This is a genomic window from Pseudomonas sp. 31 R 17 (assembly GCF_900004915.1).
Classification (GTDB): Bacteria; Pseudomonadota; Gammaproteobacteria; order Pseudomonadales; family Pseudomonadaceae; genus Aquipseudomonas; species Aquipseudomonas orientalis_A.
In genome coordinates, this window is sequence record NZ_CVTN01000045.1 from 10575 (window position 1) to 37185 (window position 26611).

Annotated in this window: 17 protein-coding genes, 4 tRNA genes, 1 rRNA gene and 1 riboswitch; of the genes, 17 read left to right on the forward strand and 5 right to left on the reverse strand. The window is 59.6% G+C overall.

The annotated features are described in order from the left end of the window. Positions 1-2 precede the first annotated feature (2 nt). Positions 3-5888: a leucine-rich repeat domain-containing protein gene (locus BFP89_RS04745; RefSeq protein ID WP_065884424.1), complete on the reverse strand. Its 5886-nt coding sequence runs from the start codon at positions 5886-5888 to the stop codon at positions 3-5. A gap of 294 nt (positions 5889-6182) precedes the next feature. Here BFP89_RS04745 and BFP89_RS04750 point away from each other — a divergent pair, with 294 nt between their 5' ends. The 7 genes from BFP89_RS04750 to astE all read left to right on the forward strand — a co-directional run bounded on the left by BFP89_RS04750 (position 6183) and on the right by astE (position 13991). Further along, positions 6183-7403, forward strand: a complete 1221-nt coding sequence (locus tag BFP89_RS04750) for an aspartate aminotransferase family protein (protein ID WP_065884425.1) — start codon at positions 6183-6185, stop codon at positions 7401-7403. A 198-nt stretch (positions 7404-7601) separates the two neighbouring features. Then, complete coding sequence (aruF, locus tag BFP89_RS04755; protein ID WP_065884426.1) at positions 7602-8621, forward strand: arginine/ornithine succinyltransferase subunit alpha; 1020 nt, start codon at positions 7602-7604, stop codon at positions 8619-8621. Positions 8622-8672: 51 nt separating this feature from the next. Then, positions 8673-9698 (forward strand): arginine N-succinyltransferase, encoded by a 1026-nt coding sequence (gene astA / locus BFP89_RS04760; protein ID WP_065884427.1) that lies wholly within the window; start codon positions 8673-8675, stop codon positions 9696-9698. Beyond that, positions 9695-11164 carry a succinylglutamate-semialdehyde dehydrogenase gene (gene astD, locus BFP89_RS04765; RefSeq protein WP_176718392.1) on the forward strand — a complete coding sequence of 490 codons (1470 nt, stop codon included), beginning with the start codon at positions 9695-9697 and terminating at the stop codon, positions 11162-11164. Before astA ends, astD begins: the two co-directional genes overlap by 4 nt. Before the next feature lie 150 nt (positions 11165-11314). Continuing rightward, positions 11315-12661 (forward strand): N-succinylarginine dihydrolase, encoded by a 1347-nt coding sequence (astB, locus tag BFP89_RS04770; protein WP_065884429.1) that lies wholly within the window; start codon positions 11315-11317, stop codon positions 12659-12661. Positions 12662-12687: 26 nt separating this feature from the next. Beyond that, positions 12688-12975, forward strand: a complete 288-nt coding sequence (locus tag BFP89_RS04775; protein WP_065884430.1) for a topoisomerase II — start codon at positions 12688-12690, stop codon at positions 12973-12975. A gap of 11 nt (positions 12976-12986) precedes the next feature. Then, positions 12987-13991 carry a succinylglutamate desuccinylase gene (gene astE / locus BFP89_RS04780; protein ID WP_065884431.1) on the forward strand — a complete coding sequence of 335 codons (1005 nt, stop codon included), beginning with the start codon at positions 12987-12989 and terminating at the stop codon, positions 13989-13991. 132 nt (positions 13992-14123) lie between these two features. Here astE and BFP89_RS04785 read toward each other — a convergent pair whose 3' ends face one another. Continuing rightward, on the reverse strand, positions 14124-14633 hold the full coding sequence (locus BFP89_RS04785) for a 6,7-dimethyl-8-ribityllumazine synthase (RefSeq protein ID WP_057723717.1): 510 nt from the start codon (positions 14631-14633) through the stop codon (positions 14124-14126). 97 nt (positions 14634-14730) lie between these two features. Further along, positions 14731-14900, reverse strand: a riboswitch (FMN riboswitch). 190 nt (positions 14901-15090) lie between these two features. On the opposite strand from BFP89_RS04785, the gene ltaE reads away from it, so the two are divergent. The 8 genes from ltaE (at position 15091) to mgtE (ending at position 22840) form a co-directional block, all read left to right on the forward strand. Beyond that, entirely contained in the window at positions 15091-16095 is a 1005-nt protein-coding gene (ltaE, locus tag BFP89_RS04790; protein ID WP_065884432.1) for a low-specificity L-threonine aldolase, read from the forward strand. 146 nt (positions 16096-16241) lie between these two features. Next, a complete protein-coding gene (alaS, locus tag BFP89_RS04795; protein ID WP_065884433.1) occupies positions 16242-18860 on the forward strand; it encodes an alanine--tRNA ligase in 2619 nt (872 codons plus the stop codon). 97 nt (positions 18861-18957) lie between these two features. Further along, positions 18958-20199: an aspartate kinase gene (locus BFP89_RS04800; RefSeq protein ID WP_065884434.1), complete on the forward strand. Its 1242-nt coding sequence runs from the start codon at positions 18958-18960 to the stop codon at positions 20197-20199. Between the two features lie 174 nt (positions 20200-20373). After that, a complete protein-coding gene (csrA, locus tag BFP89_RS04805) occupies positions 20374-20562 on the forward strand; it encodes a carbon storage regulator CsrA (RefSeq protein ID WP_003175645.1) in 189 nt (62 codons plus the stop codon). A gap of 62 nt (positions 20563-20624) precedes the next feature. Beyond that, positions 20625-20715: transfer RNA gene (locus BFP89_RS04810), tRNA-Ser, on the forward strand. A 108-nt stretch (positions 20716-20823) separates the two neighbouring features. Beyond that, positions 20824-20900: transfer RNA gene (locus tag BFP89_RS04815), tRNA-Arg, on the forward strand. A 73-nt stretch (positions 20901-20973) separates the two neighbouring features. Next, positions 20974-21050: transfer RNA gene (locus BFP89_RS04820), tRNA-Arg, on the forward strand. A gap of 347 nt (positions 21051-21397) precedes the next feature. Continuing rightward, entirely contained in the window at positions 21398-22840 is a 1443-nt protein-coding gene (gene mgtE, locus BFP89_RS04825; protein ID WP_057723713.1) for a magnesium transporter, read from the forward strand. A gap of 96 nt (positions 22841-22936) precedes the next feature. Here mgtE and BFP89_RS04830 read toward each other — a convergent pair whose 3' ends face one another. The 3 genes from BFP89_RS04830 to BFP89_RS04840 all read right to left on the reverse strand — a co-directional run bounded on the left by BFP89_RS04830 (position 22937) and on the right by BFP89_RS04840 (position 24074). Then, positions 22937-23263, reverse strand: a complete 327-nt coding sequence (locus BFP89_RS04830) for an Arc family DNA-binding protein (protein ID WP_065884435.1) — start codon at positions 23261-23263, stop codon at positions 22937-22939. Positions 23264-23655: 392 nt separating this feature from the next. After that, the gene (locus BFP89_RS04835) at positions 23656-23835 is read right to left on the reverse strand and encodes a PA3371 family protein (protein WP_065884436.1); all 180 of its coding nucleotides are present in this window, start codon (positions 23833-23835) and stop codon (positions 23656-23658) included. An 11-nt stretch (positions 23836-23846) separates the two neighbouring features. Further along, entirely contained in the window at positions 23847-24074 is a 228-nt protein-coding gene (locus tag BFP89_RS04840) for a hypothetical protein (protein ID WP_065884437.1), read from the reverse strand. Between the two features lie 319 nt (positions 24075-24393). On the opposite strand from BFP89_RS04840, the gene BFP89_RS04845 reads away from it, so the two are divergent. Then, positions 24394-24470: transfer RNA gene (locus BFP89_RS04845), tRNA-Arg, on the forward strand. 530 nt (positions 24471-25000) lie between these two features. Continuing rightward, positions 25001-26537: ribosomal RNA gene (locus tag BFP89_RS04850) — 16S ribosomal RNA — on the forward strand. Positions 26538-26611: the final 74 nt, after the last annotated feature.

Here is a 26611-nt window from a genome sequence, read left to right on the forward strand (position 1 = left end):
CCTCAGTCTTCGTCGGGGACAGGCCTGGCCACTACCAGGGGTCTGCCTTGATTGTCCACGGTGGCGGCCGCCACCTGGAAGTCCACGCCCGTGCGTTGGTAGTACTGACGCAAGCGCAGGATGCTTTGCACCGACAGGGGGTTGCCGCTCAAATTGCTGTCGCCGTTGAAGGCTGCCGAGGACTCCTGCAAGTCCGGCGGTATCTCCTGGATGGCGTTGTTGCTCAAGTCCAGCGTTTGCAGTTGATCCAGGCCAAAGACGCCCTGCGGAACTTCGTTCAGTGCTGCGTTACTCAAGTGCAGCGAGGTCAGTTCACGCAGTGAGCTGATGTCAGGGGCAAGGCCCAAGGGGTTGTGGCTCAGATTGACGAACTCAAGTTCGGTGAGGGCGGTCAGCCGGCCACGGGTTTCGGGGGTCAATCGGATCGCGCATTCGGTCATGTCCAGCGTGGACAGCTTGGGCATGCGCTGCAGCGCCTCGGGCAGGGCGCCCAGGGAGCATTTGCTGAGCCTGAGTGTTTGCAGATGGGTGAAGTTGCGCAACGTGCTGTCGACACCTGTGGTGGTGCCATTGCCGTCCAGCTGGAACACAGTCACATGGTCGAAGTTGGCGCTCAATGCCGGCAAATCACCCAGCACCGGTGTGTCGAGTATGACCTGGTGGGTCGGCTCATCGTCCAGGCTTTCTTCATCCTCGGGGCTTTCTCGTCGCCAGGCCTGTTCCATCAGTGTCTTGAAGTTGCGCCGCATCAGTTGGTCCTGGACACGGGTGGGCTCGTCAATCGGCACATCCAGGATCGGGTGGCGGTCCGGAACGGCCTGCACCCACAGTTGCAAATCATTGCCCAGTTGTTCGTACTCGGCCTCCAGGTGCGTCAGCGTTGGGTCCACAGCCGCTATGTCGCCGGGCAGGTTGAAGATGAAACGGTCTGCCTCGGCGTCGAGCAATGAAGGGTACAGCTGCTGCGTGCGCCGGCGTTGGGCCTCGGGCGCCTGGGCGGCGAAGCTTTCGCCGGTGCGTTGGCAGTAGCGTTTGATCGACTCCAGAGCCTTCGGTGCCAACGGGTTTTCCGACAGGTCCAGGCCACTGGTGCTTGAGGCCGGCAGGGAAAACAGCGCGTCGGGCAGTTGTGCGATGGCGTTTTTGCTCAAGTTGATCGACTGGCGTGGTGGGTCGCCCAGCAGGCTCCGGGGGACCTGGGTCAATCCGGTGTCCTTGAGTGAAATGCTGCTCAGTCTGGGCAAGTGACTGAAGTCCGGGGTGTTTACCAGTGGATTGTGATCCAGGTTCAGGTATTCGAGGCGGCTCATGCCTTGCAACTTCGCGGCGCTGGCGGGGCTCAGTGTTATCGAGCAGCGTGGCAGTCCCAGTACGGTCAGTGCCGGCAGGTTGAACACTGGTGCCGGCATGTCGCCGAGCGCAACGTTTTCGAGGTGCAGGATGCTCAAGGCCGGGAAGCTGTCGATCAAGGCCGACGATTGCATTGGGCCGCCATTGCCTTTGATGGTCAGTGAGCCAACGTGCTTGAAGCGCGCGCTCAGCGTGGGCAACTCGCCCGCCAGCGTTGCGGGGATTTCCAGGGCATGGACGAATTGAGTGTCCTGGGGGATTTCCCTGCGCCAGCTTCGTTCAAGCAAGGCGTTAAGCTGGCTGCGCCGGGTGGCTTCCGGCGGTGGCAACTGCGGTTGTTGCGCCCAGTGGTTGAGCTCTGACAGCAGCGTATCCAGTTCCCCCGCCAATCTTGCCAGCTCGCGCTTGCCCGCTTCCAGATCGCCCGGGAGGCTGTAGATAAGCTGGTTGATCTGGTTGATGTCCAGCGAGGGGTACAGCCGTTGTGCGTCACGCGCATCGACCGCTGGCGCATTGGCCTCCCAGTAGGTGCCATGTTGCTGATAGTAGGTTTTAACGCGCTCAAGGGTGGCCGATGACAGCGGGTTGTCAGACAGGTCGAAGGCGACGCTGGCATGTGAGGGCAGCTCGAACAGCGCCTCAGGTAACTCGCTGATCCGGTTGCCGCTGAGAAAGGCCGCGCTCAGGTCGTTGCGGGTGAGCATGCCGGGAGGGAGGCGATCAATGCCGGTTTCGGACAGATCCAGCGTGTTCAACTCGTTCATTGCTTCGACGCTGGGCACCCGGCCCAAAGGGTTCTTATGCAGGTCCAGGGTTTGCAGTTGGGTCATTGAGGCGAGCCGGGCCTGGCTGTGGGGCGTCAGGGCGACGCTGCAGTCGCTCAGGCTCAGTACGTTCAGGTTGCGCATCTGAAACACGACCAGTGGCACGTTGCCCAAGGGAATACTGTCAACGCTCAGATGGCGCAGGCGGGGAAAGTGGGCCAGAAACCCGGCGGCGCCCTGTGTGTGGTGGCTGCCTGAGAGGGTCAGCATCGAGACGTGGTCGAAGTTGGCCGATAGCCGTGGAAGTTCGCCGCGAATGTGGTAGTGAAGGTTCAGCCGGTAGCCATCGCGCGCAGGGTCTTCGAAGTAATCATCAACGGGCAGCTCCCGGCGCCAGCAGCGCTTGAGTTCAGTGGCAATGAGTTCGCGATTGCGTTGCTCGTACTGACGCTGCCGCGCGCTGAGCAGGGAGCCGTTTGCGGGATCTTGAAGCGGGATATTGCGTTGCCAGGTAGTGAGGTCACGTTCCAAATGGCCGTATTCGATGCCCAGCGCTTCCAGGCCGGCAAGCGCGCCACCTGGCCGCGAGTGCAAATGGTTTACCAGGGTGGTCAATTGAAGTGCGTGAAGTTTGGGGTACAGGGCGTGCGCGCGGTCCAGCAGGCTCGGCGGGCCCAGCGGTGCCGGTGCCTGGGCACGATAGCCGTTGTCGCTGCCTAACAGACGCAGGGTTTCAGTGACGCTCTGCGGTTTGATATCAGGCGTGAGCAGCACACGCAGTTCATCGCGGGGCAGTGGATTGTGCCGCAGGCGCCTCTTGAGTTCTGCGCCCTGGTGAATCCGCAGGTCGAGCTGGTCGCGTTGTTGATCGGGCAGTGCACTCAAGATGGCCGAATACAGATCCGTTTCACTCGAGAGCTCGCCCTGTTCGTCGCAGGGGATGTAGCGCCCTGCTTCGGTGCGCACCAGTGTGCGGCGAATGGGCGCATCAGTCGGGCCGATCTGCAGCCAGGTGGGGCCGGTCGGCGAGTGATGGCGAGCGTCGAGCCGTATCTCGCTCGACCAGCCCGGCAGCAGGCGCAGGCTGTTCAATTCAAGGCGATCGGTGTCCAGGGCGCGCGGTGCGTCCAGATGCTGCCCCTCGTAGGCGCGATTGACCCGCACTTCGCTCACTGCGGTGCGTGCCAGTTCGGCCAGGCGTGGCGGGGTGCTCCCGTTATCCAGCACTGCAAGCTCCGCGCCGGTCATTTGGTTCAGCAGGGTTTGCGCAACGCTTGCGGGCAATTCAGGCGTGGTGGTGAGCAATTGCTGGGTAAGGGGGGCGGCGGAGGCCTGCAGCGGTGCATAGCGCGATTCGAACAACGCGCTGCGCTGACGCTCGGCAATATCGGCCAGGCTATGGCGCAGCACGCGGCTACGGTTTTCCAGGCTCAGCTCGGGGTCGCTGGCGCGTTCATCGAATTGGGCGCGAATTTCCTCGGGGCTCAGCCCACGCAAGACGGTTTTGAGCAAGTCGCCGTTTTCCAGCTGGGCTTCGTGTACCTGGATCACCGGCACGTTCCTGTCGCCGAACGCCCAGGCGGTCTGGCCCTTGTCATCGATGATGCGCAACGCTTTGGTGCGCGGCCATGGCCCGTGGGTGGTCAGCAACTGCAAGGTGTCTTGAGGGTCGATCTGGTGATGCACTGCCGGGTCGTCGCTGCGCAGCTGCTCGATCAGCCGTTGGAGGCTGCGGTCGATGCGCAGGCGGCTCAAGGTATCGTCCAGCAGGGGCGACAGGCGCTCGCTGTTGACGTGCATCTTGCGCACGGCGTCTTCGGGAACGCCGCTGATGCTCAGGGCCAGCTCCCGGTCCGCCTCGCTCAATGCCTGGGCACTGTGCCCCAGCCGACGCAACAGCGTAGGTCTGTCCCACGCCAGCGGTTGTTCAAGCTCGGTATGCCAGGCGCCGGCCTGGTTGTGTCGCACCACGGGGCGGTAGGCTTCAGGACGGCTTGGGTGCTTGATGCGATAGAACTCGCTGTCGGCGTCTTTTTCCACGGAGTACAGCTTGCCTTCATGGGGCAAAATCGATTCCCTGCGCACCTCGTGCAGGCCCAGCTCATTGATGCCGATGCGCGGCGGCAGGGCGGATGGATATTCGTAGGGCGCCAGGTCCGGTTTCCAGTAGCGTTGGGCGCCGTTGGCCAGGCTCACCGGTTTGAAGCTGTCGATGTACGCGAGGACAGGTTCGGGCAGCACTTTGCGCAACTCGGCCGGGCCAATCTGCCCGCCCACTGCGAAAGCCCCCATTTGCACCAGGGATTCCAGCACGCTCATGAGATGACCGAAGGCTTCCTTGCCCAGGCCTTCGGCCCAGTCGACGATGCCTTCGAACACGTCATCAAGCAGTTGATAGGCCATGTAGCCCAGCATCAATTCGCCCAGCCCCGGGACGAAGGGGGCCACTACCATCAGTGCGGCATTGAGGATTGAGGCCGCCACATCGACGAAAGAGTCCCACAGCCGCCAGCGCGCCTCACGATCGACGCTGGCGGTGGAGACCGCCAGCGTGCGGGCGTCGTTGAGGATCTTGTCGAGCTTGCGATGGTACAGGTGCAACCAGGGATCGCCCGAGATGGGCTGGGCATCAAACTGTAGCTTGGGGTCGTCGATGGGTGTGCTGCGCCAGGGCGCCTGGCCGCTGCCCTTGACCGGCGGGTGCCAGGTGATCCGTGCCAGATGCTGGCTCAAGCCGGAAAAAAACACCCCGAGTTGAGCGTGGGGCACGAAGCGGCTGAAAAAGGTTTGGTAGTCGCGGTCACGCAGTTGTCGGGTCAATTCCTGCTTGAACGCCAGGGGCGACGCATATTCCTTGACGGGGTGCTGCGGATCATCGGGAACATACGCCACCAGGCGTTGCGGCGACCGCGGGCTTTCAAGCTCGGGGGCGAACAGTTGAATGCCCGTCAGCGCAATCCCCATCATGCGTAAATCCTGGCAGCGCAGGCGCGCGCCGTCGAGCCTGGGGTTGGGCGTGCCGGCGATCACGCTTTCGATCACGTCAGCGTAGTCATCGCTGATATCTGCGTTGATCCGTGCCAATTGCAGGGCTGCCCGTAGCGCGGCTTTCTGGCTGGCGTCGACCTTCAGGCGCAAGACCGCAGCGGCCACCGGGTTGGACATGCCCAGCGCTTCGTTGAGGTAGCGGGCGTAGCGGGCGCCGATATCCAGGTCACGGCACAGGCTGGTGAACGCCGGAATCGAAAGCACACGCTTGATCTGCGCCAGGGTGTCGAATTGGCCGCTGGCCGTGGGCTTTGTGATAAAGGTCGAGGCCGGTGCGTAGGCGTCGACCAGGGTTTCCTTGTGTTCGAAATTATGCAGGGCGGCGTCCAATAGCGAGACCGTCCAGGTTCGCGCTGCGCCGGAGCGTATCGAAAACCAGGGGATGTGATCGGGGATGTACAGGCGCAGATAGGTGGCCTCGACATCCAGAGCCAGGTTGAAGTCGGCTTTGAGTGCCTGTTGGAGTATCGGCGTGGCGAACGCCTTGATGTCCTGCAGGCTTTGCAACCCCAGGTCTACGCTGTTTTGCGCCTCCCAGTGGGCGCCGGTCAGCCGCGCAAGTGCGGCCCGTTGTTCAGCGCTGCCCTGCAACTGCAGCGGCTGGACGGCTTTGAGCGCCTGGCGTTTGCTGGCTGAGGCATTGCCGAGCCAGGGGGGCAGGGTGCCGGTCAACAGTTGATAGTGGCTGTCAGGCAGGCGGGTATCGGAATAGTCGATGTTCGTCATGGAGCGGGTCCGTGCAAGTCTTAAGGCCGGCAGTAAATCAGTCGGTCCCGGATGGCGAACTTTAGATAGTTAGCGCGTCGCCACTCTTTCACCGGATATCCTGACGCAAACCTGATGCACCGTTTAAACTGCGCCATTGCGACGCTATTTGTCGCATTGGCGTAAACCCCCGAAAAACACGGGTTGGCGCTATAAGAAGTTGTCGCTTGGCGACAAGGCCCAGCCGAAAACTGTCCTTACAATCCCTGCATCGCCCGCCAGTTCCAGGCAGGCGTTCCTCTTCAGGAGACTCCGATGTCCGTTGAGCAAGCCCCGGTGCAACGTGCCGATTTCGACCAGGTCATGGTGCCCAACTATGCACCTGCCGCCTTTATTCCCGTGCGTGGCGCAGGTTCGCGCGTGTGGGACCAGGCGGGTCGTGAGTTGATCGATTTTGCCGGCGGCATCGCGGTCAACGTATTGGGCCACGCCCATCCGGCGCTGGTCGGTGCACTGACCGAACAGGCCAACAAGCTGTGGCATGTCTCCAACGTGTTCACCAATGAGCCGGCGCTGCGCCTGGCTCATAAGCTGATCGACGCCACGTTTGCCGAGCGCGTGTTCTTCTGCAACTCCGGCGCCGAAGCCAACGAGGCCGCCTTCAAGCTGGCCCGTCGCGTCGCGTTCGACCGTTTCGGCAGCGAGAAGTACGAGATCATCGCCGCGCTGAACAGCTTCCACGGCCGTACGCTGTTCACCGTCAACGTTGGTGGCCAGTCCAAGTACTCCGATGGTTTCGGGCCGAAAATCACTGGCATCACCCATGTGCCTTACAACGACCTGGCTGCACTGAAGGCCGCCGTGTCGGACAAGACGTGCGCCGTGGTGCTGGAGCCGATCCAGGGTGAGGGCGGTGTATTGCCGGCAGAACTGACTTACCTGCAAGGTGCCCGCGAACTGTGCGACGCCCACGACGCGCTGTTGGTATTTGACGAAGTGCAAACCGGCATGGGCCGCAGCGGTCACCTGTTCGCCTATCAGCATTACGGCGTGACACCGGATATCCTCACCAGCGCCAAGAGCCTGGGCGGCGGTTTCCCGATTGCCGCGATGCTCACCCGTGAAGACCTGGCCAAGCACCTGGTGGTCGGCACCCACGGCACCACCTATGGCGGCAACCCGCTGGCGTGCGCGGTGGCGGAAGCCGTGATCGACGTGATCAACACCCCGGAAGTGCTGGCCGGCGTGAATGCCAAACACGCGCTGTTCAAGGCGCGCCTGGAGCAGATCGGCACGCAATACGGCATCTTTACGCAAGTGCGCGGCATGGGCTTGCTGATCGGTTGTGTGCTCAGCGATGCGTTCAAAGGCAGGGCCAAGGACGTGTTCAACGCCGCCGAGAAAGAGAACCTGATGATCCTGCAAGCCGGCCCGGACGTGCTGCGCTTTGCGCCAAGCCTGGTGGTGGAAGAGGCGGACATCAAGGAAGGCCTGGACCGTTTTGAACGTGCTGTGAAGACGTTGACCCAAGCCTGATAGCGACACATTTGGCAGGCCGGACCGCTTCCAAATGTGGGAGGGGGCTTGCCCCCGATGGCGGTGGATCAGTCCCCTGATTTATCAACTGACACATTGCTATCGGGGGCCAGCCCCCTCCCACATGGGATCTGTGTGAACTCAGTTCCCGTGTCCGGTATTTTTTCCTATGAGTTTTTCGAGTTAAGGAGTGACACCATGCTGGTGATGCGCCCCGCGCAAATGGCTGATCTGGGCGAGGTACAGCGTCTGGCTGCGGACAGCCCGATTGGTGTGACTTCCTTGCCGGATGATGTGGAACGCCTGAGCGACAAGATCGCCGCCAGTGAAGCGTCCTTCGCGGCCGAAGTGAGTTTCAACGGTGAAGAAAGCTATTTCTTCGTGCTTGAAGACACCGACACCGGCAAGCTCGCCGGCTGCTCGGCCATCGTTGCTTCAGCCGGCTACTCCGAGCCGTTCTACAGTTTTCGTAACGAAACCTTTGTGCACGCCTCCCGCGAGCTGAAGATCCACAACAAGATCCACGTGCTTTCCCAGTGCCACGACCTGACCGGCAATAGCCTGCTCACCAGTTTCTACGTGAAGCCTGCATTGGTCGGTTCGCCGTGGTCGGAACTCAATTCCCGTGGGCGCCTGCTGTTCGTCGCCAGCCATCCCGAGCGCTTTGCCGATTCGGTGGTGACCGAGATCGTTGGCTACAGCGACGAAAACGGCGATTCGCCGTTCTGGGACGCCATCGGTCGCAACTTCTTCGACCTCAACTACGCCGCCGCCGAGCGCCTGTGCGGGCTGAAAAGCCGCACCTTCCTCGCCGAGCTGATGCCGCATTACCCGATCTACGTGCCGCTGCTGCCGGACGCCGCCCAGGAGGCCATGGGCCAGGTGCACCCGCGTGCACAGATCACCTTCGACATCCTGATGCGCGAAGGCTTCGAGACCGATCACTACATCGACATCTTCGACGGTGGCCCGACGTTGCACGCGCGGGTGTCGGGGATTCGCTCGATTGCCCAGAGCCGCGTGGTGCCGGTGAAAATCGGCGAGATGGCCAAGGGCGTCGGTCGCCAGTACCTGGTGAGCAACGCGCAGTTGCAGGATTACCGCGCGGTGATGCTGGAGCTGGACTACGCGCCGGGCAAGCCAGTGATTCTGGACCTGGAGGCAGCTGAAGCCCTGGGCGTGGGCGAAGGTGCGAGTGTGCGCCTGGTTGCGGTTTAAAAAGAGAGTTTCGCGGGTGGCTGACCACAGCGGCCCGTTCGAGGAGATAGCATGATCGTTCGTCCCGTACGCAGCAGCGATTTACCGGCCCTGATTGACCTGGCGCGCAGCACCGGCACCGGCCTCACCACCTTGCCGGCCAACGAAGAGCGCCTGACCCATCGCGTGGGCTGGGCCGAGAAAACCTTTCGCGGCGAAGCCGGGCGCGGCGATGCGGACTACCTGTTCGTGCTGGAAAACGACGAAGGCCGCGTGGTGGGGATTTCGGCCATTGCCGGCGCCGTCGGCCTGCGCGAGCCCTGGTACAACTTCCGGGTCGGCCTGACGGTCAGCGCCTCTCAGGAATTGAATATCTACCGCGAAATTCCGACGTTGTTCCTGGCCAACGACCTCACCGGCAATTCCGAGTTGTGCTCGTTGTTCCTGCACGCCGATTACCGCAACGGCCTCAACGGCCGCATGCTGGCCAAGGCGCGCCTGCTGTTTATCGCCGAATTCCCGCAATTGTTTGGCAACAAGATCATTGCCGAGATGCGCGGCGTGTCCAACGAAGCAGGGCGCTCGCCGTTCTGGGAAAGCCTGGGCCGACACTTCTTCAAGATGGAGTTCAGCCAGGCCGACTACCTCACCGGCGTCGGCAACAAGGCGTTTATCGCCGAGCTGATGCCGAAGTTTCCGCTGTACAGCTGCTTTCTTTCCGAAGACGCGCGCAACGTGATCGGCAAAGTGCACCCGGACACCGAGCCGGCGCTGAGCATGCTCAAGAGCGAAGGCTTCAGCTACCAGGGCTATGTGGATATTTTCGACGCGGGCCCGGCGGTGGAGTGTGAAACCAGCAAGATTCGTGCGGTGCGCGACAGCCAGGCGCTGGTGCTGGCCATCGGCACGCCGGGGGACGACGCCACGCCGTTCCTGATCCATAACCGCAAGCGCGAAGACTGCCGCATCACCGCAGCGCCGGCCCGTCTGGCCGCAGGTACCCTGGTGGTCGACCCTCAGACCGCCAGGCGCCTGCAGTTGGTGGTCGGTGATCAAGTGCGCGCTGTTGCGTTGTCTGCTGCTCGGGAGTCGAAATAATGAATTCGTTGTACATCGCAGGTAGCTGGCTGGCCGGCCAGGGTGAATTGTTCGAGTCGCGTAACCCGGTGACCCAGCAAGTGCTGTGGAGCGGCAATGGCGCGACGGCCGAGCAGGTCGAGTCCGCCGTGCAGGCGGCGCGTCAGGCCTTTCCGGACTGGGCTCGTCGTTCGTTGGAAGAGCGTATCGTCGTGCTCGAGACCTTCGCTGCTACCCTGAAAAGCCGTGCCGATGAAATCGCCCGCTGCATTGGTGAGGAAACCGGCAAGCCGCTCTGGGAATCGGCCACTGAAGTCACGAGCATGGCCAACAAGATCGCGATCTCGGTGCAAAGTTATCGCGAGCGTACCGGCGAGAAGAGCGGCCCCCTGGGCGACGCTGCCGCTGTGCTGCGCCACAAGCCGCACGGTGTGGTGGCAGTATTTGGCCCCTACAACTTTCCCGGCCACTTGCCGAACGGGCATATCGTCCCGGCGCTGCTGGCGGGTAACACCGTACTGTTCAAGCCGAGCGAGCTGACGCCGAAAGTTGCCGAGCTGACCGTGCAGTGCTGGATCGAAGCGGGTTTGCCGGCGGGCGTATTGAACCTGCTGCAAGGTGCGCGGGAAACCGGTATCGCGCTGGCGGCCAACCCAGGCATCGACGGTTTGTTCTTCACCGGTTCCAGCCGCACCGGCAACCACCTGCATCAGCAGTTCTCCGGGCGTCCGGACAAAATCCTGGCCCTGGAAATGGGCGGCAACAACCCGCTGGTGGTGGACGAAGTGGCCGACGTGGATGCGGCGGTGTACACCATCATCCAGTCGGCGTTTATCTCCGCCGGCCAGCGCTGCACCTGCGCCCGTCGCCTGCTGGTGCCCGAAGGCGCCTGGGGCGATGCGTTGCTGGCGCGTCTGGTGGCGGTCAGCGCCGCCATTGAAGTGGGCGCGTTCGACCAGCAACCGGCGCCATTCATGGGCTCGGTGATTTCCCTGGCTGCCGCCAAAGCCTTGATGGACGCCCAAGAGCTGCTGTTGGCCAATGGCGCCGTGGCGCTGCTGGAAATGACCCAACCCCGGGATCAGGCCGCTTTGCTGACCCCGGGCATCATCGACGTGACCGCAGTGACCGAGCGCGAAGACGAAGAGCTGTTCGGCCCGCTGTTGCAGGTGATTCGCTACGCGGATTTTGCTGCGGCGATTGCCGAGGCCAACAACACCCAGTACGGCCTGGCTGCGGGCTTACTGTCGGATTCGGAAGCGCGTTACCAGCAGTTCTGGCTGGAAAGCCGCGCCGGTATCGTCAACTGGAACAAACAGCTGACCGGCGCCGCCAGCACCGCGCCGTTTGGCGGGGTCGGGGCCTCGGGTAACCATCGCGCCAGTGCGTATTACGCGGCCGATTATTGCGCGTACCCGGTGGCGTCGCTGGAGACCCCGACGTTGGTGATGCCCGCCACACTAACCCCCGGCATTACCCTGATCTAAATGTGGGAGGGGGCTTGCCCCCGATGGCGGTGTATCAGTCACCTGATTTATCAACTGACAGACTGCTATCGGGGGCAAGCCCCCTCCCACACTGAATCTGTGGTGTGTTGAAGATTGCCTATAAGAACAGATGTTCGTGGAGCCTCGCCGATGAAATCCTGTGAAGTCAATTTTGACGGTCTAGTGGGGCCGACCCATAACTACGGCGGCTTGTCCTTCGGCAACGTCGCGTCCCAGAGCAACAGCCAGCAGCATTCCAACCCCAGGGAAGCGGCGTTGCAGGGGCTGCAAAAAATGAAAGCGCTGATGGACATGGGCTTTGTGCAAGGCGTACTCGCGCCCCAGGAGCGCCCGGATGTGGCCGCTCTGCGCAACCTCGGTTTCAGCGGCACCGACGCTCAGGTCATCGAGCAAGCGGCCAGGCAGGCCATGCCTTTGTTGGTGGCGAGTTGCTCGGCGTCGAGCATGTGGGTGGCCAACGCCGCCACCGTCAGCCCCAGCGCCGACACGGCGGATGGCCGCGTGCATTTCACCGCTGCCAACCTCAACTGCAAATACCACCGCAGCATCGAACACCCGACCACCAGCCGCGTGCTGGGGGCGATGTTCGCCGACCAGAAGCACTTCGCCCATCACGCGGCATTGCCGGCGGTGGCGCAGTTTGGCGATGAGGGCGCGGCCAATCACACGCGCTTTTGCCGTGAGTATGGTGAGGCCGGCGTCGAGTTCTTCGTGTTTGGCCGCAGTGCGTTCGACGCTCGTTACCCGGCCCCGCAAAAATATCCGGCGCGCCAGACCCTTGAGGCGTCCCAGGCGGTTGCGCGTCTGCACGGCCTGAAGGATGACGGCGTGGTCTACGCCCAGCAGAACCCGGCGGTGATCGATGCCGGTGTGTTCCACAATGACGTGATCGCCGTCGGCAACGGCGAGGTGCTGTTTTACCACGAGGACGCGTTCCTCAATACCGAACAGATGCTCGCCGAACTGCAGGGCAAGTTGGGCAAGCGGGGCGGCAACTTCCAGTCTGTGTGTGTGCCGCGTTCCCAGGTCAGCGTCGAGGATGCGGTGCGCTCCTACTTGTTCAACAGCCAGCTGCTGACACGTCCCGATGGCGCGATGCTGCTGATCGTGCCGGAAGAATGCCGCGCCAATCCGCGCGTCTGGGAGTACCTGCAACACCTCACGGCCAGCGGCGGCTTGATCCGCGAAGTGAAGGTGTTCGACCTCAAGCAAAGCATGCAGAACGGCGGCGGCCCGGCGTGCCTGCGTTTGCGTGTGGCGTTGAACGAAACCGAACTGGCGGCGGTGAATCCAGGCGTTATCATGACCGCGCCGCTGTACGACACCCTGACCCAATGGGTCAACAGGCACTACCGCGACAGCCTGCGCGAAACCGACCTGGCTGACCCGCAACTGCTGCTTGAGTGCCGGACGGCACTGGATGAACTGACGCAAATCCTTAAACTGGGCTCGGTTTATCCTTTCCAGATCAATTAACGCCCTACGGCTGAGATATTTTATTTATGACCGACACCCTGAAGCTGATCCTTGAAGACACCGACGGCACCCAGCTGGAAACCTCCTGCACCCGCGTTGCCGTGGTCTGGCAGGGCAAGGAGATCTGGATCCAGCATGACGGCCGTGGCCAACTGCTGATCGGTGTGGATGTGGAAGAGGGCGACGCCGAGTACGCCAACCTGCTGATGCGCCCGCTGGCGACCAACCTGATGAGCCTGGAACTGGAAATGGAACCGGCCGACGTCGAAGGTGATGACGACGACCACGTCCACGGCCCAGGCTGCAACCACTAAGGAAGCTGCTTATGCTCGCCCTCGGCAAACTGCTTGAACTGACCCTCGCCGGTCGTGAACCGGCGCAAAAAATTCAACTGACTGTCGACGGCGTGCAGATGCGCTGGCTCAGTGAGGGCGCGCTTGAAGTGCGCCCGCCCGAGGCCCGGGACAATGGCGGCGACCTGCTGCTGTCGTCCGGCATCCATGGCAACGAAACCGCGCCGATCGAACTGCTCGACCGCCTGTTGCATGGCATCGCCCGTGGGGAGATCAAGCCCCGCACCCGTATTCTGTTCCTGTTCGGCAACCCCGAGGCCATGCGTCGCGGCGAGCGTTACCTTGAACTGGACATCAACCGGCTGTTCAACGGCCGGCATGAAAGCAACATTGGTCCCGAAGCCATGCGCGCCGCCGAACTTGAACAGTTGGCCCGCAGCTTTTTCAGCCAGCCGGGCCGTTCGCGCCTGCATTACGACCTGCATACCGCGATTCGCGGCTCGAAGATCGAGCAATTTGCTCTGTATCCGTGGAAAGAAGGGCGCCAGCATTCGCGCCGTGAGCTGGAGCGCCTGCGCGCCGCCGGCATGGAGGCGGTGCTGCTGCAGAACAAAGCCTCTATCACCTTCACGGCGTTCACCTACGAACGACTCGAGGCCGAGGCCTTCACCCTGGAGCTGGGCAAGGCACGTCCTTTCGGCCAGAACCAGAGCGTGGATGTGTCCAGGCTGGAGACGCGCCTCAAGCACATCATCGAAGGCACCGAGCCTGAGACAGGCGACCTCGACGGCTTGAAGCTGTTCGCCGTTGCACGGGAAATCATCAAGCACAGCGACGCGTTCCTGCTGCATTTGCCGGCGGATGTGGAAAACTTTTCGGAATTGGAAAAGGGGTATCTGCTGGCCGAAGATGTGGCCCAGACCCGCTGGGTGATCGAGGAGGAGGGCGCTCGCATCATCTTCCCCAACCCGAAGGTGAAGAATGGTTTGCGCGCGGGAATTCTCATCGTGCCGACCACGGATGCCAGCCTGGCCTAGCTCTCAAGTCTTAGACTGATCCAAATGTGGGAGGGGGCTTGCCCCCGATAGCGGTGCTTCAGCTACAAATGAGCTGACTGACACACCGCCAACGGGGGCAAGCCCCCTCCCACACTCGTTTTGCGGTGTTGCTTAGACCGCTACAGCACGCGGCTCGCTACGACGAATCGCTCGCACCTTGTGCAGGGTGTCGGCACACGTACGCGCAGCTTCCTGGCCTTTGTGCACGAAATGCTCGTAGAAGAACGTGGTGTGTTCGCTGCCCCCGTGGAAATGGTGGGGAGTCAGGGATACCGAAAATACCGGCACTTCGGTTTCCAACTGCACCTGCATCAGGCCGCTGACCACCGATTGGGCGACGAATTCGTGACGATAAATGCCGCCATCCACCACCAGTGCGGCGGCGACGATACCGGCGTAACGGCCGGTCTTGGCCAGCAGCTTGGCGTGCAGGGGCATTTCAAAGGCGCCGCCGACTTCGAAGAAATCGATGTCCGATTCCTGGTAGCCCTGGGCGATCATTTCGGCGAGGAAGCCTTTGCGCGACTGGTCGACAATATCCTTGTGCCAGCAGGCCTGGATAAACGCGACACGCTCGCCGTGATGGTTTTTGCTTTTGCTGTCGATTGCGGTGGGTTGCATGTTCTGACTCCTGTTTAAGAAAAAAACAGGGCGTTATGAATCGAATGGGATTTAAGGGTACGCGTGCGCGAACAGGCGCGCGGCCCTTAGGTGCCAATCCCGTTCTCTCTTCATCCGGACTATGACCGTCGGCCCCGGGATCACACCGGGTCTGCTGACCTTGTCGCCGTCCTGCCGGAGCAGTTCGAGGCGCCAAGCGCTCGCGGGCTATGCACATTGCGCGCAATTACCGCCGGTGGGGAATTGCACCCCGCCCTGAGAACGTTGCCGCCAGAACCCTGGCGGCGCAGAGTTTTTAACATGGTTTTTCAAAAACTGCACGGTTGCCGTATCGATAAGCTATATCGGTTTGTTTGGTGGGTATTCGATTGAGTGCAGCGGGGACTTGATATTGCGTGGCTTTGCCCGCAGTAATCACTCACAAAAGGACTTATCCATTCCGTTAGAGGCCCCCTTCATGACCGTGATCGACCTGCGCAGCGACACCGTGACCCAACCCACCCCCGGTATGCTCGATGCGATGGCCAGCGCCGTCAGCGGTGATGACGTCTACGGCGAAGACCCCAGCGTCAACCAACTGGAGGCTGAACTGGCCAGGCGCCTGGGGTTCGACGCTGCGCTGTTCGTGCCCACCGGCACCATGAGCAACCTGCTGGCGTTGATGGCCCACTGTGAGCGCGGCGAGGAATATATCGTCGGGCAACAGGCCCATACCTACAAATACGAAGGCGGCGGGGCGGCCGTGCTCGGTTCGATCCAGCCGCAGCCGCTGGAAGTGCAGGCCGACGGCTCCCTCGACCTGAATCACGTGCTCGACGCGATCAAGCCCGACGACTTCCACTTCGCCCGTACGCGCTTGCTGGCGTTGGAAAACACCATGCAGGGCAAGGTGCTGCCGCTGGAATATCTGGCCCGGGCGCGTGCGTTTACCCGTGAACACGGGCTGGCTTTGCACTTGGATGGCGCGCGGCTTTACAACGCAGCGGTCAAATTGGGCGTGGAGGCACGAGAGATTGCCCGGCATTTCGATTCGGTGTCGGTGTGCCTGTCCAAGGGGCTCGGCGCACCGGTCGGCTCGGTGTTGTGCGGTTCCACAGCGCTGATCGCCAAGGCGCGGCGCCTGCGCAAGATGGTCGGCGGCGGCATGCGCCAGGCCGGTTCCCTGGCGGCGGCGGGCCTGTATGCCCTGGATCACCAGGTGCAGCGCTTGGCCGATGACCACGCCAATGCGCAGTGGCTGGGGGATGCGTTGCGCCAGGCCGGTTATACGGTCGAGCCGGTACAGACCAACATGGTCTATGTGCACATGGGCGATCGGGCGCAGGCCCTGAAAGGCTTTGCCGCCGAGCGCGGGATCAAGTTGAGCGCCGCGCCGCGTCTGCGCATGGTCACGCATCTGGATGTCAGTCGGGCGCAGATCGAGCAAGTCGTGCAGACATTCGTCGCATTTTCGCGGAAATGACAGTGCAGGCCGTCTAATTGACTGTTTCTATCACATAAACACGCTGTACCACCGGCAAAGGGCCGATATAATGCGGCCCTTTGCCGTCGCTTCGTCTGATGATGTTGCGCACTGGCCTTTGGCCGCAGCCTCCGTGGAAGAACCTAATGAAAAGCGCAGAAATCCGTGAAGCCTTCCTTCGCTTCTTCGAAGAGCAAGGCCACACCCGTGTAGCCTCAAGCTCCTTGATCCCAGGCAATGACCCAACCCTGCTGTTCACTAACGCGGGGATGAACCAGTTCAAGGACTGCTTCCTGGGCCAGGAAAAGCGCGCCTACACCCGCGCCACCAGCAGTCAGAAGTGCGTACGCGCCGGCGGCAAGAACAGCGACCTGGAAAACGTCGGTTACACCGCGCGCCACCACACCTTCTTCGAAATGCTGGGCAACTTCAGCTTTGGCGATTATTTCAAGAAAGACGCGATCACCTTCGCCTGGACCTTCCTGACCGGCGTGCTGAAGCTGCCCAAGGAAAAGCTCTGGGTCACCGTCTACGCGACGGATGACGAAGCGTATGACATCTGGACCCAACAAATCGGTGTGCCCGCCGAACGCATGATCCGCATCGGTGACAACAAGGGCGCGCCTTACGCGTCCGATAACTTCTGGACCATGGGCGATACCGGCCCGTGCGGCCCCTGCACCGAGATTTTCTACGATCACGGCGCCGACATCTGGGGTGGCCCGCCGGGTTCGCCGGAGGAAGATGGCGACCGCTATATCGAAATCTGGAACAACGTGTTCATGCAGTTCAACCGCACCGCCGATGGCGTGTTGCATCCGTTGCCGGCACCGTCGGTGGACACCGGCATGGGGCTGGAGCGCATCAGTGCGGTCATGCAGCACGTTCATTCCAACTATGAAATCGACCTGTTTACCAACCTGTTGAGTGCCTCGGCTGCGGCCATTGGCTGCGCCAATGAGAGCCAGTCTTCGCTCAAGGTGGTCTCGGACCACATCCGTTCCTGCGGTTTCCTGATTGCCGATGGCGTGCTGCCGTCCAACGAAGGCCGTGGCTATGTGCTGCGCCGCATTATCCGTCGCGCCTGCCGTCACGGTAACAAACTGGGTGCGACCGGCAGCTTCTTCTACAAGATCGTGGCTGCGCTGGTGGCCGAGATGGGCGACGCTTTCCCGGAACTCAAGCAGCAACAAGCCAACATCGAGCGGGTGCTCAAGGCTGAAGAAGAGCAGTTCTCCAAGACCCTGGAGCACGGCCTGAAAATCCTCGAGCAGGACCTGGCTGAGCTCAAGGGTACGGTGGTGCCGGGCGACGTGGTGTTCAAGCTTTACGACACCTACGGTTTCCCGATGGACCTGACCGCCGACATCGCCCGCGAACGCGAGCTGACCGTCGATGAGGCAGGTTTTGAACGCGAGATGGAGGCCCAGCGTGTGCGCGCGCGTTCTGCCAGTTCGTTTGGCCTGGACTACAACACCTTGGTCAAGGTTGATGTACCCACCGAGTTCATCGGCTACAAGGCCACCGCCGGCTCCGCCAAAATCGTTGCCATTTATAAAGACGGCAAGTCAGTCGATGTGCTGAATGAGGGCGATGAAGCGGTTGTGGTCCTGGACCAGACGCCGTTCTACGCTGAGTCGGGTGGTCAGATCGGTGACTGTGGTTTCCTGGGTTCGACGTCCGGTCGTTTCGAGGTGCGCGACACCACCAAGACCGGTGGTGCGTTCCTGCACCATGGTGTGTTGGTGCTGGGCAACCTGGTCGTGGGTGCGCCGGTCGATACTCAGGTCGATGCCGATGTACGGCATGCAACCGCGCTGAACCATTCGGCCACTCACTTGCTGCACGCTGCGTTGCGCCAGGTGCTCGGTGAGCATGTCCAGCAGAAGGGTTCGTTGGTCGATAGCCAGCGCCTGCGTTTCGATTTCAGCCATTTCGAAGCGATCAAGCCTGAGCAGATCAAGGCGCTGGAAGATATCGTCAACGCGGAAATTCGCAGGAACAGCCCGGTTGAAACCGAGGAAACGGATATCGAGACCGCCAGGAACAAAGGCGCCATGGCGCTGTTCGGCGAGAAATACGGCGACCAAGTGCGCGTACTGAGCATGGGCGGCAGTTTCTCGGTGGAACTGTGTGGCGGTATCCACGCCAATCGCACCGGTGACATCGGCCTGTTGAAAATTATCAGCGAAGGCGGTGTGGCCTCGGGTGTGCGCCGTATCGAGGCGGTGACCGGTGCTGCGGCGCTGGCCTACCTCAATGCCGCCGAAGAACAACTCAAGGAAGCGGCCGGCCTGGTCAAGGGCAGCCGCGACAATCTGATCGACAAGCTGTCCGCCGTGCTTGAGCGCAACCGTGCGCTGGAGAAACAGCTGGAGCAGTTGCAGGCCAAGGCAGCCAGTGCCGCGGGCGACGATCTGTCGGCCTCGGCGGTTGACGTCAAGGACGTAAAAGTCCTGGCGGCGCGCCTGGACGGTCAGGACGGCAAGGCGTTGCTGGCCCTGGTCGATCAGTTGAAGAACAAGCTCGGCCGCGCAGTGATCCTGCTCGGCAGTGTCCATGAGGATAAGGTCGTTCTGGTTGCCGGTGTAACCAAGGACCTGACTGGCCAACTCAAAGCCGGTGATTTGATGAAGCAAGCTGCTGCGGCAGTGGGCGGCAAGGGCGGTGGTCGTCCGGACATGGCGCAAGGCGGTGGTGTGGATGCCGGCGCCCTGGACGCGGCCCTGGCCTTGGCCGTGCCGTTTGTCGAGGCAGGTATTTAAGGCGCCGTTAATGAGCCCATGGTTTAGTCGTGGGCTCGCTCGGTTGCTGGAAGATTCGTTTATTGGGCGCCCCTTTACGGGCTGAGGCGGCTTAGAAATGGCTTTGATCGTACAGAAATTCGGAGGCACCTCGGTCGGTTCTGTCGAAAGAATCGAGCAGGTCGCCGACAAGGTTAAGAAGTTCCGTGATGCCGGCGACGACCTGGTGGTGGTGCTGTCGGCCATGAGCGGCGAGACCAATCGCCTGATCGACCTGGCCAAGGCCATCAGCGGTGATCAACAGCCGCTGCCGCGTGAGCTGGATGTCATTGTGTCCACCGGTGAGCAGGTGACTATTGCGTTGCTGGCCATGGCGTTGAACAAACGCGGTGTGCCGGCGGTGTCCTACACTGGTAGCCAGGTGCGCATTCTTACCGACAGCGCGCATACCAAGGCGCGCATCCTGCAGATCGACGATCAGAAGATTCGTGCCGATCTGAAGGCTGGACGCGTGGTGGTTGTAGCCGGTTTCCAGGGGGTGGACGAGCAGGGCAATATCACCACCCTCGGGCGTGGCGGTTCGGATACCACGGGCGTGGCGCTGGCAGCGGCTCTCAAGGCTGACGAATGCCAGATCTATACCGATGTGGATGGCGTCTACACCACCGATCCGCGCGTTGTGTCCGTGGCCCAGCGCCTGGACAAGATCACCTTTGAAGAGATGCTGGAAATGGCCAGCCTCGGTTCCAAGGTGTTGCAGATCCGTGCGGTGGAGTTCGCCGGCAAGTACAACGTTCCGCTGCGCGTACTGCACAGCTTCAAGGAGGGTCCGGGCACCCTCATTACTATTGATGAAGAGGAATCCATGGAACAGCCGATCATTTCCGGCATCGCTTTCAACCGCGACGAAGCCAAGCTGACGATCCGTGGCGTGCCAGACACTCCAGGTGTGGCCTTCAAGATCCTCGGCCCCATCAGCGGTGCGAATATCGAAGTCGACATGATCGTGCAGAACGTTTCGCACGATAACACCACCGATTTCACCTTCACCGTGCACCGCAACGAGTACGATGCGGCCGAGCGTATCCTGCAGAACACGGCGGAGGAGATCGGCGCCCGTGAAGTGATCGGTGATACCAGGATCGCCAAGGTATCGATCGTGGGCGTGGGCATGCGCTCCCACGCCGGTGTTGCCAGCCGCATGTTCGAGGCGCTGGCCAAGGAAAGCATCAACATCCAGATGATCTCCACATCGGAGATCAAAGTCTCGGTGGTGATCGAGGAGAAGTACCTGGAGCTGGCTGTGCGCGCGCTGCATACCGCTTTTGAGCTGGACGCTCCGGCCCGACAGGGCGAGTGATGCGATGCCAGAAAGGCGCGGCTTACCGCGCCTTTCATTTTTTTGTTGAGCGCATGTTCTTTTGCGTGGGCTCGACAATACTTAGGCGGTAGGGCTATGGCCTTCTGGTTGTAGGTCCAATGCCTTTTTTTTGCAGACTGTTGTTCCTGAAATGAATTGCGTGAGGTGAAAGGTATGTTGATTCTGACTCGTCGTTGCGCAGAAAGCCTGATTATCGGTGATGGCGAAATCACCGTGACCGTGCTCGGCGTCAAAGGCAATCAAGTGCGTATCGGGGTTAACGCTCCGAAAGAGGTAGCGGTCCATCGCGAGGAAATCTACCTGCGGATCAAGAAAGAGAAGGACGAAGAACCAAGCCTTTAATTTTTATCGTTTTTTATGTTTGCAAACGGGGAGGAACGTGGTTAATATACGCCCCGTGTTGCGGAGAGCTGGCCGAGTGGCCGAAGGCGCTCCCCTGCTAAGGGAGTACACCTCAAAAGGGTGTCGGGGGTTCGAATCCCCCGTTCTCCGCCATTATTTGCTTAGTACGTTGCAATCTGGTTTTTTCGGTAAGTTGTTGAAAATACTCGAAAAAATAGCTTTACATAGAGATTGAACGGCCTATAATGCGCGGCAACAAATGCACTCGTAGCTCAGCTGGATAGAGTACTCGGCTACGAACCGAGCGGTCACAGGTTCGAATCCTGTCGAGTGCACCATTTAAGAGTTGGTTGCAGTGATGCAACTAACTTGGCTTCAACCAGTTGTGATCTGGTCTAAAAAGCACAATCTGCACTCGTAGCTCAGCTGGATAGAGTACTCGGCTACGAACCGAGCGGTCACAGGTTCGAATCCTGTCGAGTGCACCATACAAACAAAAAGCCCGCCTAGTGCGGGCTTTTTGCCGTCTGGGTTTGTGTAGGTTTTATCCTGGCGTAGGCCTTTTTCGATTTTCCGTGTGTTTTCCCTTCCGGCTGTGTCGTCGCAGTTCATGGATGCAGCCAATACTCAACTTTGGCTTGCAAGCGCTTGTTCTTTCCAGTTTTTTGACGTTAAAAGCGGTTGGTCGGTGTATCATGCGCCGGTCAGCCCCGCCGGGGCTTATGGACTGCCTCCATGGACTTACCCAGTAGTTACTCAGTACCCCGCTTTACCAATCATGAATTGACTGATTGATCCTTCCGGCGCGCTCCGCTGCTGGGAGTGGAGTTCGCCTATGACCGAAGTAGAAGTAAAGAAAACACAAGAAAGCCTGCAGGATCGTCTGGCTCAAGTTATCGAGCTGCTGCAGCGCCAGCGCGTGGTCGAAGACCTCACGCACCGCCAGGAAGGTCCGCACCATGACCGCGTCGAAAACCTGGTTCACCGGCAAAATCTTGTCGAGTTGCAACGTAAGCTGGATGACCTGCACTCCGCCGACGTCGCTTACATCCTCGAAGCCTTGCCGTTGGATGATCGGCTGACGCTCTGGCAGCTGGTCAAGGCTGATCGCGACGGCGACATTCTCCTCGAAGTATCCGATTCGGTTCGCGAAACCCTGATTGCCGACATGGACGATCATGAGCTCCTGGCCGCGGCCAAGGAGATGGACGCGGACGAACTGGCCGACCTGGCGCCTGAATTGCCGCGTGATGTCGTTCATGAGCTGATGGAGGCATTGGATACTCAGCAGCGTGAGCGTGTGCGTTCGGCACTGTCTTATGATGAAGACCAGGTCGGCGCGCTGATGGACTTCGAGATGGTCACCATCCGCGAGGATGTCAGCCTGGAAGTGGTGTTGCGCTACCTGCGTCGTCTCAAAGAGCTGCCTGGCCACACCGACAAACTGTTTGTGGTCGACTACGAAGGCATCCTCAAGGGCGTATTGCCCATCAAGCGCCTGCTGGTAAATGATCCGGAGAAGAGGGTTGCTGACCTGATGGCCAGCGATACCGTGAGCTTTCATCCGGATGAAGATGCCTACGACGCGGCGCAGGCGTTTGAGCGTTACGACTTGATCTCGGCCCCGGTGGTCGACAAGAACGGCAAGCTGATCGGCCGTCTGACAATCGATGAAATCGTCGACTTGATTCGTGAAGAGAGTGAAACCGAAGTCCTCAACATGGCAGGTTTGCGTGAAGAGGAAGACATTTTTGCGTCAGTCTGGCGTTCGTTGCATAACCGCTGGGCCTGGCTGGCCGTCAATTTGATTACCGCGTTTATCGCGTCCCGCGTGATCGGGCTGTTTGAAGGCTCCATCGAAAAGTTGGTGGCCCTGGCAGCATTGATGCCGATAGTGGCTGGTATCGGCGGCAATTCCGGTAACCAGACTATCACCATGATCGTACGTGCCATGGCCTTGGATCAGGTCAGTACCGCTAATTCTTCGCGTCTGTTGCGCAAGGAATTGGCGGTGGGCCTTATCAATGGCCTGGTATGGGGCGGAGTGATAGGAGTGGTGGCTTACTTGCTATATGGCAGTTGGTCGCTGGGCGTAGTGATGACCGCCGCCATGACCCTCAATTTACTGTTGGCTGCCTTTATGGGGGTTCTGATCCCCATGACCTTGGCGCGTCTGGGGCGCGACCCTGCCATGGGGGCCAGCGTGATGATTACGGCCATGACCGACAGTGGGGGCTTTTTCATCTTCCTGGGCTTGGCCACCATCTTCCTGCTCTGACCTTCCCTTCGAGGGCAATTCTGCCCTCGCTTCCCTTGCTCAAATCCCGCGCAAAAAAAAGCCAGCATATAGCTGGCTTCGGCTTTCAAGTGTAAATCAATTGGCTTCTGCGGCCGCCTCTACGTCGTGCGCGATCAGCGAAACGAGAGCATTTTGCTGACGGTGGGAAAGCTGACGAAAACGCTGCAGCAGTTCGCGTTCGTGCAGTGACAACTCCGGACTATCCAGGCGCATGCTTAGCTCTTCACCCAAGGCACCTTCCTGAATAAGGCTCTGTTCCAGGCGAGCGATGATTTCCGAGTTCATGCTGCGATGATGATTGCGGGCCACATCGGCAATGCGTTCCCGCATTCCGTCTGGCAGACGTACGACGAACTTGTCAGCCGTACGGCTGGAATAAATTGCCTGTTTCAATGGGCGCATATATTTAACCGGTTAGTTCAGGGGAGCGGTTTCTGGAATTGGCCGCAAGGATGTGTGTTAAGACAAGGCTCACGACCAAAGTTCAACCCGAATTGCAAAGAGGCCGCATCATGCCTCAGATTTGACATTTCCTTGGCGTCAATTCTGTGACAAATATTGAACCGCCTACAGGCTTTATGCCAGCACTGATTTGCATTTTTGCGGACTGGTTGGAAAAGTTTTTGCTCGGATCGGACATTCCTGATCTTCACGCAAACCTGTCCTGCATTGGGTTGAAGAGCTTGTGCCGGAAGCAATATGGCCTTTTGCCCTCATCTATAAGGGTAGTGGCAGTATGCTCTTTTACTAGCGCGGGGCGACGTAAGGTAGGGAAGGGCTTGAGGCGGGGAGGGCTAGCGTAGCACGGGGTCGAATTTGATACGGCGACCAATGGCGAGCGACACGATCAGCAGGCAGCCGAACACAGCGCTGGCGATAAATGCGAGGGTCGCGCTTTCTCGCATATCGTTACTCAAACCCAGTAGAGCGGTGAGAAGCGTCAGGCAAAGAAATAACCATGCGGATTTGGACATGAGTAGCGCTCTCAAAATACCCAGTGTTCGGATGCTGGGGCGTCTTGCGTGCCTTGGGCCAAGCGAATGGGCGATTGGGCGTTGGCAGTCATCACCGCCAACTGCGGACGTTGCTGCAGATGGTGGGGGACGGGTTGATTGATCTGAGCGGTGTCTTGTAAATCGGCAGGCTGGAAGTGAAAGGTTGCCAGCGCGGCCAGTGCCAATGCGTTGAGGCCGAGCAAAAGGGCGCTGTTCATGATTTCTTCTCCGTATGCCTGTATCAAATCGGGTTAGTAGAAGAACTATTGCAGCTCTCGTGCCAACCTATTAGTTCAATATAAACAACGGCTTGCGGGTAAACCAGGGTCGTGGTGCATTGCAATTTGCAATGATGGCAATTTGCTGGGATGCAATCTGCACGATGGGGCAGGGCGTGCGAATGTAGTTGGGACGACACGTATATGCTTGCAGGATTGGCCTACGATCAAAAAGCCCACGGATGACATGACAAACTTTACCGTGGCCGTTAACATGCACGCCGTCCGTCGCTGAGCCTCGGCTTGACGACCGCGACACGTCCCAGTAGCTCAATTGGATAGAGCATCCCCCTCCTAAGGGGAAGGTTGGCCGTTCGAACCGGCCCTGGGACACCATCTTCTGCGCTTCATGTTATTGGCGTTCGCCATACACAAGACCTTCGCTCCCTCGCCTGGCCATTATCTCTCCCGAAGAGAGGGGGGTATTCAGCTTGTGGGGCCGGAAACTACCGCTTTTAATGCGTCTGGTTTGTTCTTCTATATAGAGGGGCGGCTAACTGGAAGGAAATCTCCATTTTTTTGGTTTAAGCGCTTGACGCCCTTGGTGGATTCTGTAGAATTCGCCTCCCGCTTACGAGAGATCGCAAGCGCAAGTGGTTGAAGTTGTTGAAGAATTCTTCGAAAACTTCTGAAAATAACCGCTTGACAGCAAATGAGGCTGCTGTAGAATGCGCGCCTCGGTTGAGACGAAACATCTTAACCAACCGCTCTTTAACAACTGAATCAAGCAATTCGTGTGGGTGCTTGTGGAGTCAGACTGATAGTCAACAAGATTATCAGCATCACAAGTTACTCCGCGAGAAATCAAAGAATAACCAACGATTGCTGAGCCAAGTTTAGGGTTTCTTAAAAACCCAAAGATGTTTGAACTGAAGAGTTTGATCATGGCTCAGATTGAACGCTGGCGGCAGGCCTAACACATGCAAGTCGAGCGGTAGAGAGAAGCTTGCTTCTCTTGAGAGCGGCGGACGGGTGAGTAAAGCCTAGGAATCTGCCTGGTAGTGGGGGATAACGTTCGGAAACGGACGCTAATACCGCATACGTCCTACGGGAGAAAGCAGGGGACCTTCGGGCCTTGCGCTATCAGATGAGCCTAGGTCGGATTAGCTAGTTGGTGAGGTAATGGCTCACCAAGGCGACGATCCGTAACTGGTCTGAGAGGATGATCAGTCACACTGGAACTGAGACACGGTCCAGACTCCTACGGGAGGCAGCAGTGGGGAATATTGGACAATGGGCGAAAGCCTGATCCAGCCATGCCGCGTGTGTGAAGAAGGTCTTCGGATTGTAAAGCACTTTAAGTTGGGAGGAAGGGCAGTTACCTAATACGTGATTGTTTTGACGTTACCGACAGAATAAGCACCGGCTAACTCTGTGCCAGCAGCCGCGGTAATACAGAGGGTGCAAGCGTTAATCGGAATTACTGGGCGTAAAGCGCGCGTAGGTGGTTTGTTAAGTTGGATGTGAAATCCCCGGGCTCAACCTGGGAACTGCATTCAAAACTGACTGACTAGAGTGTGGTAGAGGGTGGTGGAATTTCCTGTGTAGCGGTGAAATGCGTAGATATAGGAAGGAACACCAGTGGCGAAGGCGACCACCTGGACCAACACTGACACTGAGGTGCGAAAGCGTGGGGAGCAAACAGGATTAGATACCCTGGTAGTCCACGCCGTAAACGATGTCAACTAGCCGTTGGGAGCCTTGAGCTCTTAGTGGCGCAGCTAACGCATTAAGTTGACCGCCTGGGGAGTACGGCCGCAAGGTTAAAACTCAAATGAATTGACGGGGGCCCGCACAAGCGGTGGAGCATGTGGTTTAATTCGAAGCAACGCGAAGAACCTTACCAGGCCTTGACATCCAATGAACTTTCCAGAGATGGATTGGTGCCTTCGGGAACATTGAGACAGGTGCTGCATGGCTGTCGTCAGCTCGTGTCGTGAGATGTTGGGTTAAGTCCCGTAACGAGCGCAACCCTTGTCCTTAGTTACCAGCACGTCATGGTGGGCACTCTAAGGAGACTGCCGGTGACAAACCGGAGGAAGGTGGGGATGACGTCAAGTCATCATGGCCCTTACGGCCTGGGCTACACACGTGCTACAATGGTCGGTACAGAGGGTTGCCAAGCCGCGAGGTGGAGCTAATCCCACAAAACCGATCGTAGTCCGGATCGCAGTCTGCAACTCGACTGCGTGAAGTCGGAATCGCTAGTAATCGCGAATCAGAATGTCGCGGTGAATACGTTCCCGGGCCTTGTACACACCGCCCGTCACACCATGGGAGTGGGTTGCACCAGAAGTAGCTAGTCTAACCTTCGGGAGGACGGTTACCACGGTGTGATTCATGACTGGGGTGAAGTCGTAACAAGGTAGCCGTAGGGGAACCTGCGGCTGGATCACCTCCTTAATCGACGACATCAGCTGCTCCATAAGTTCCCACACGAATTGCTTGATTCATTGAAGAAGACGAAAGAAGCAGCC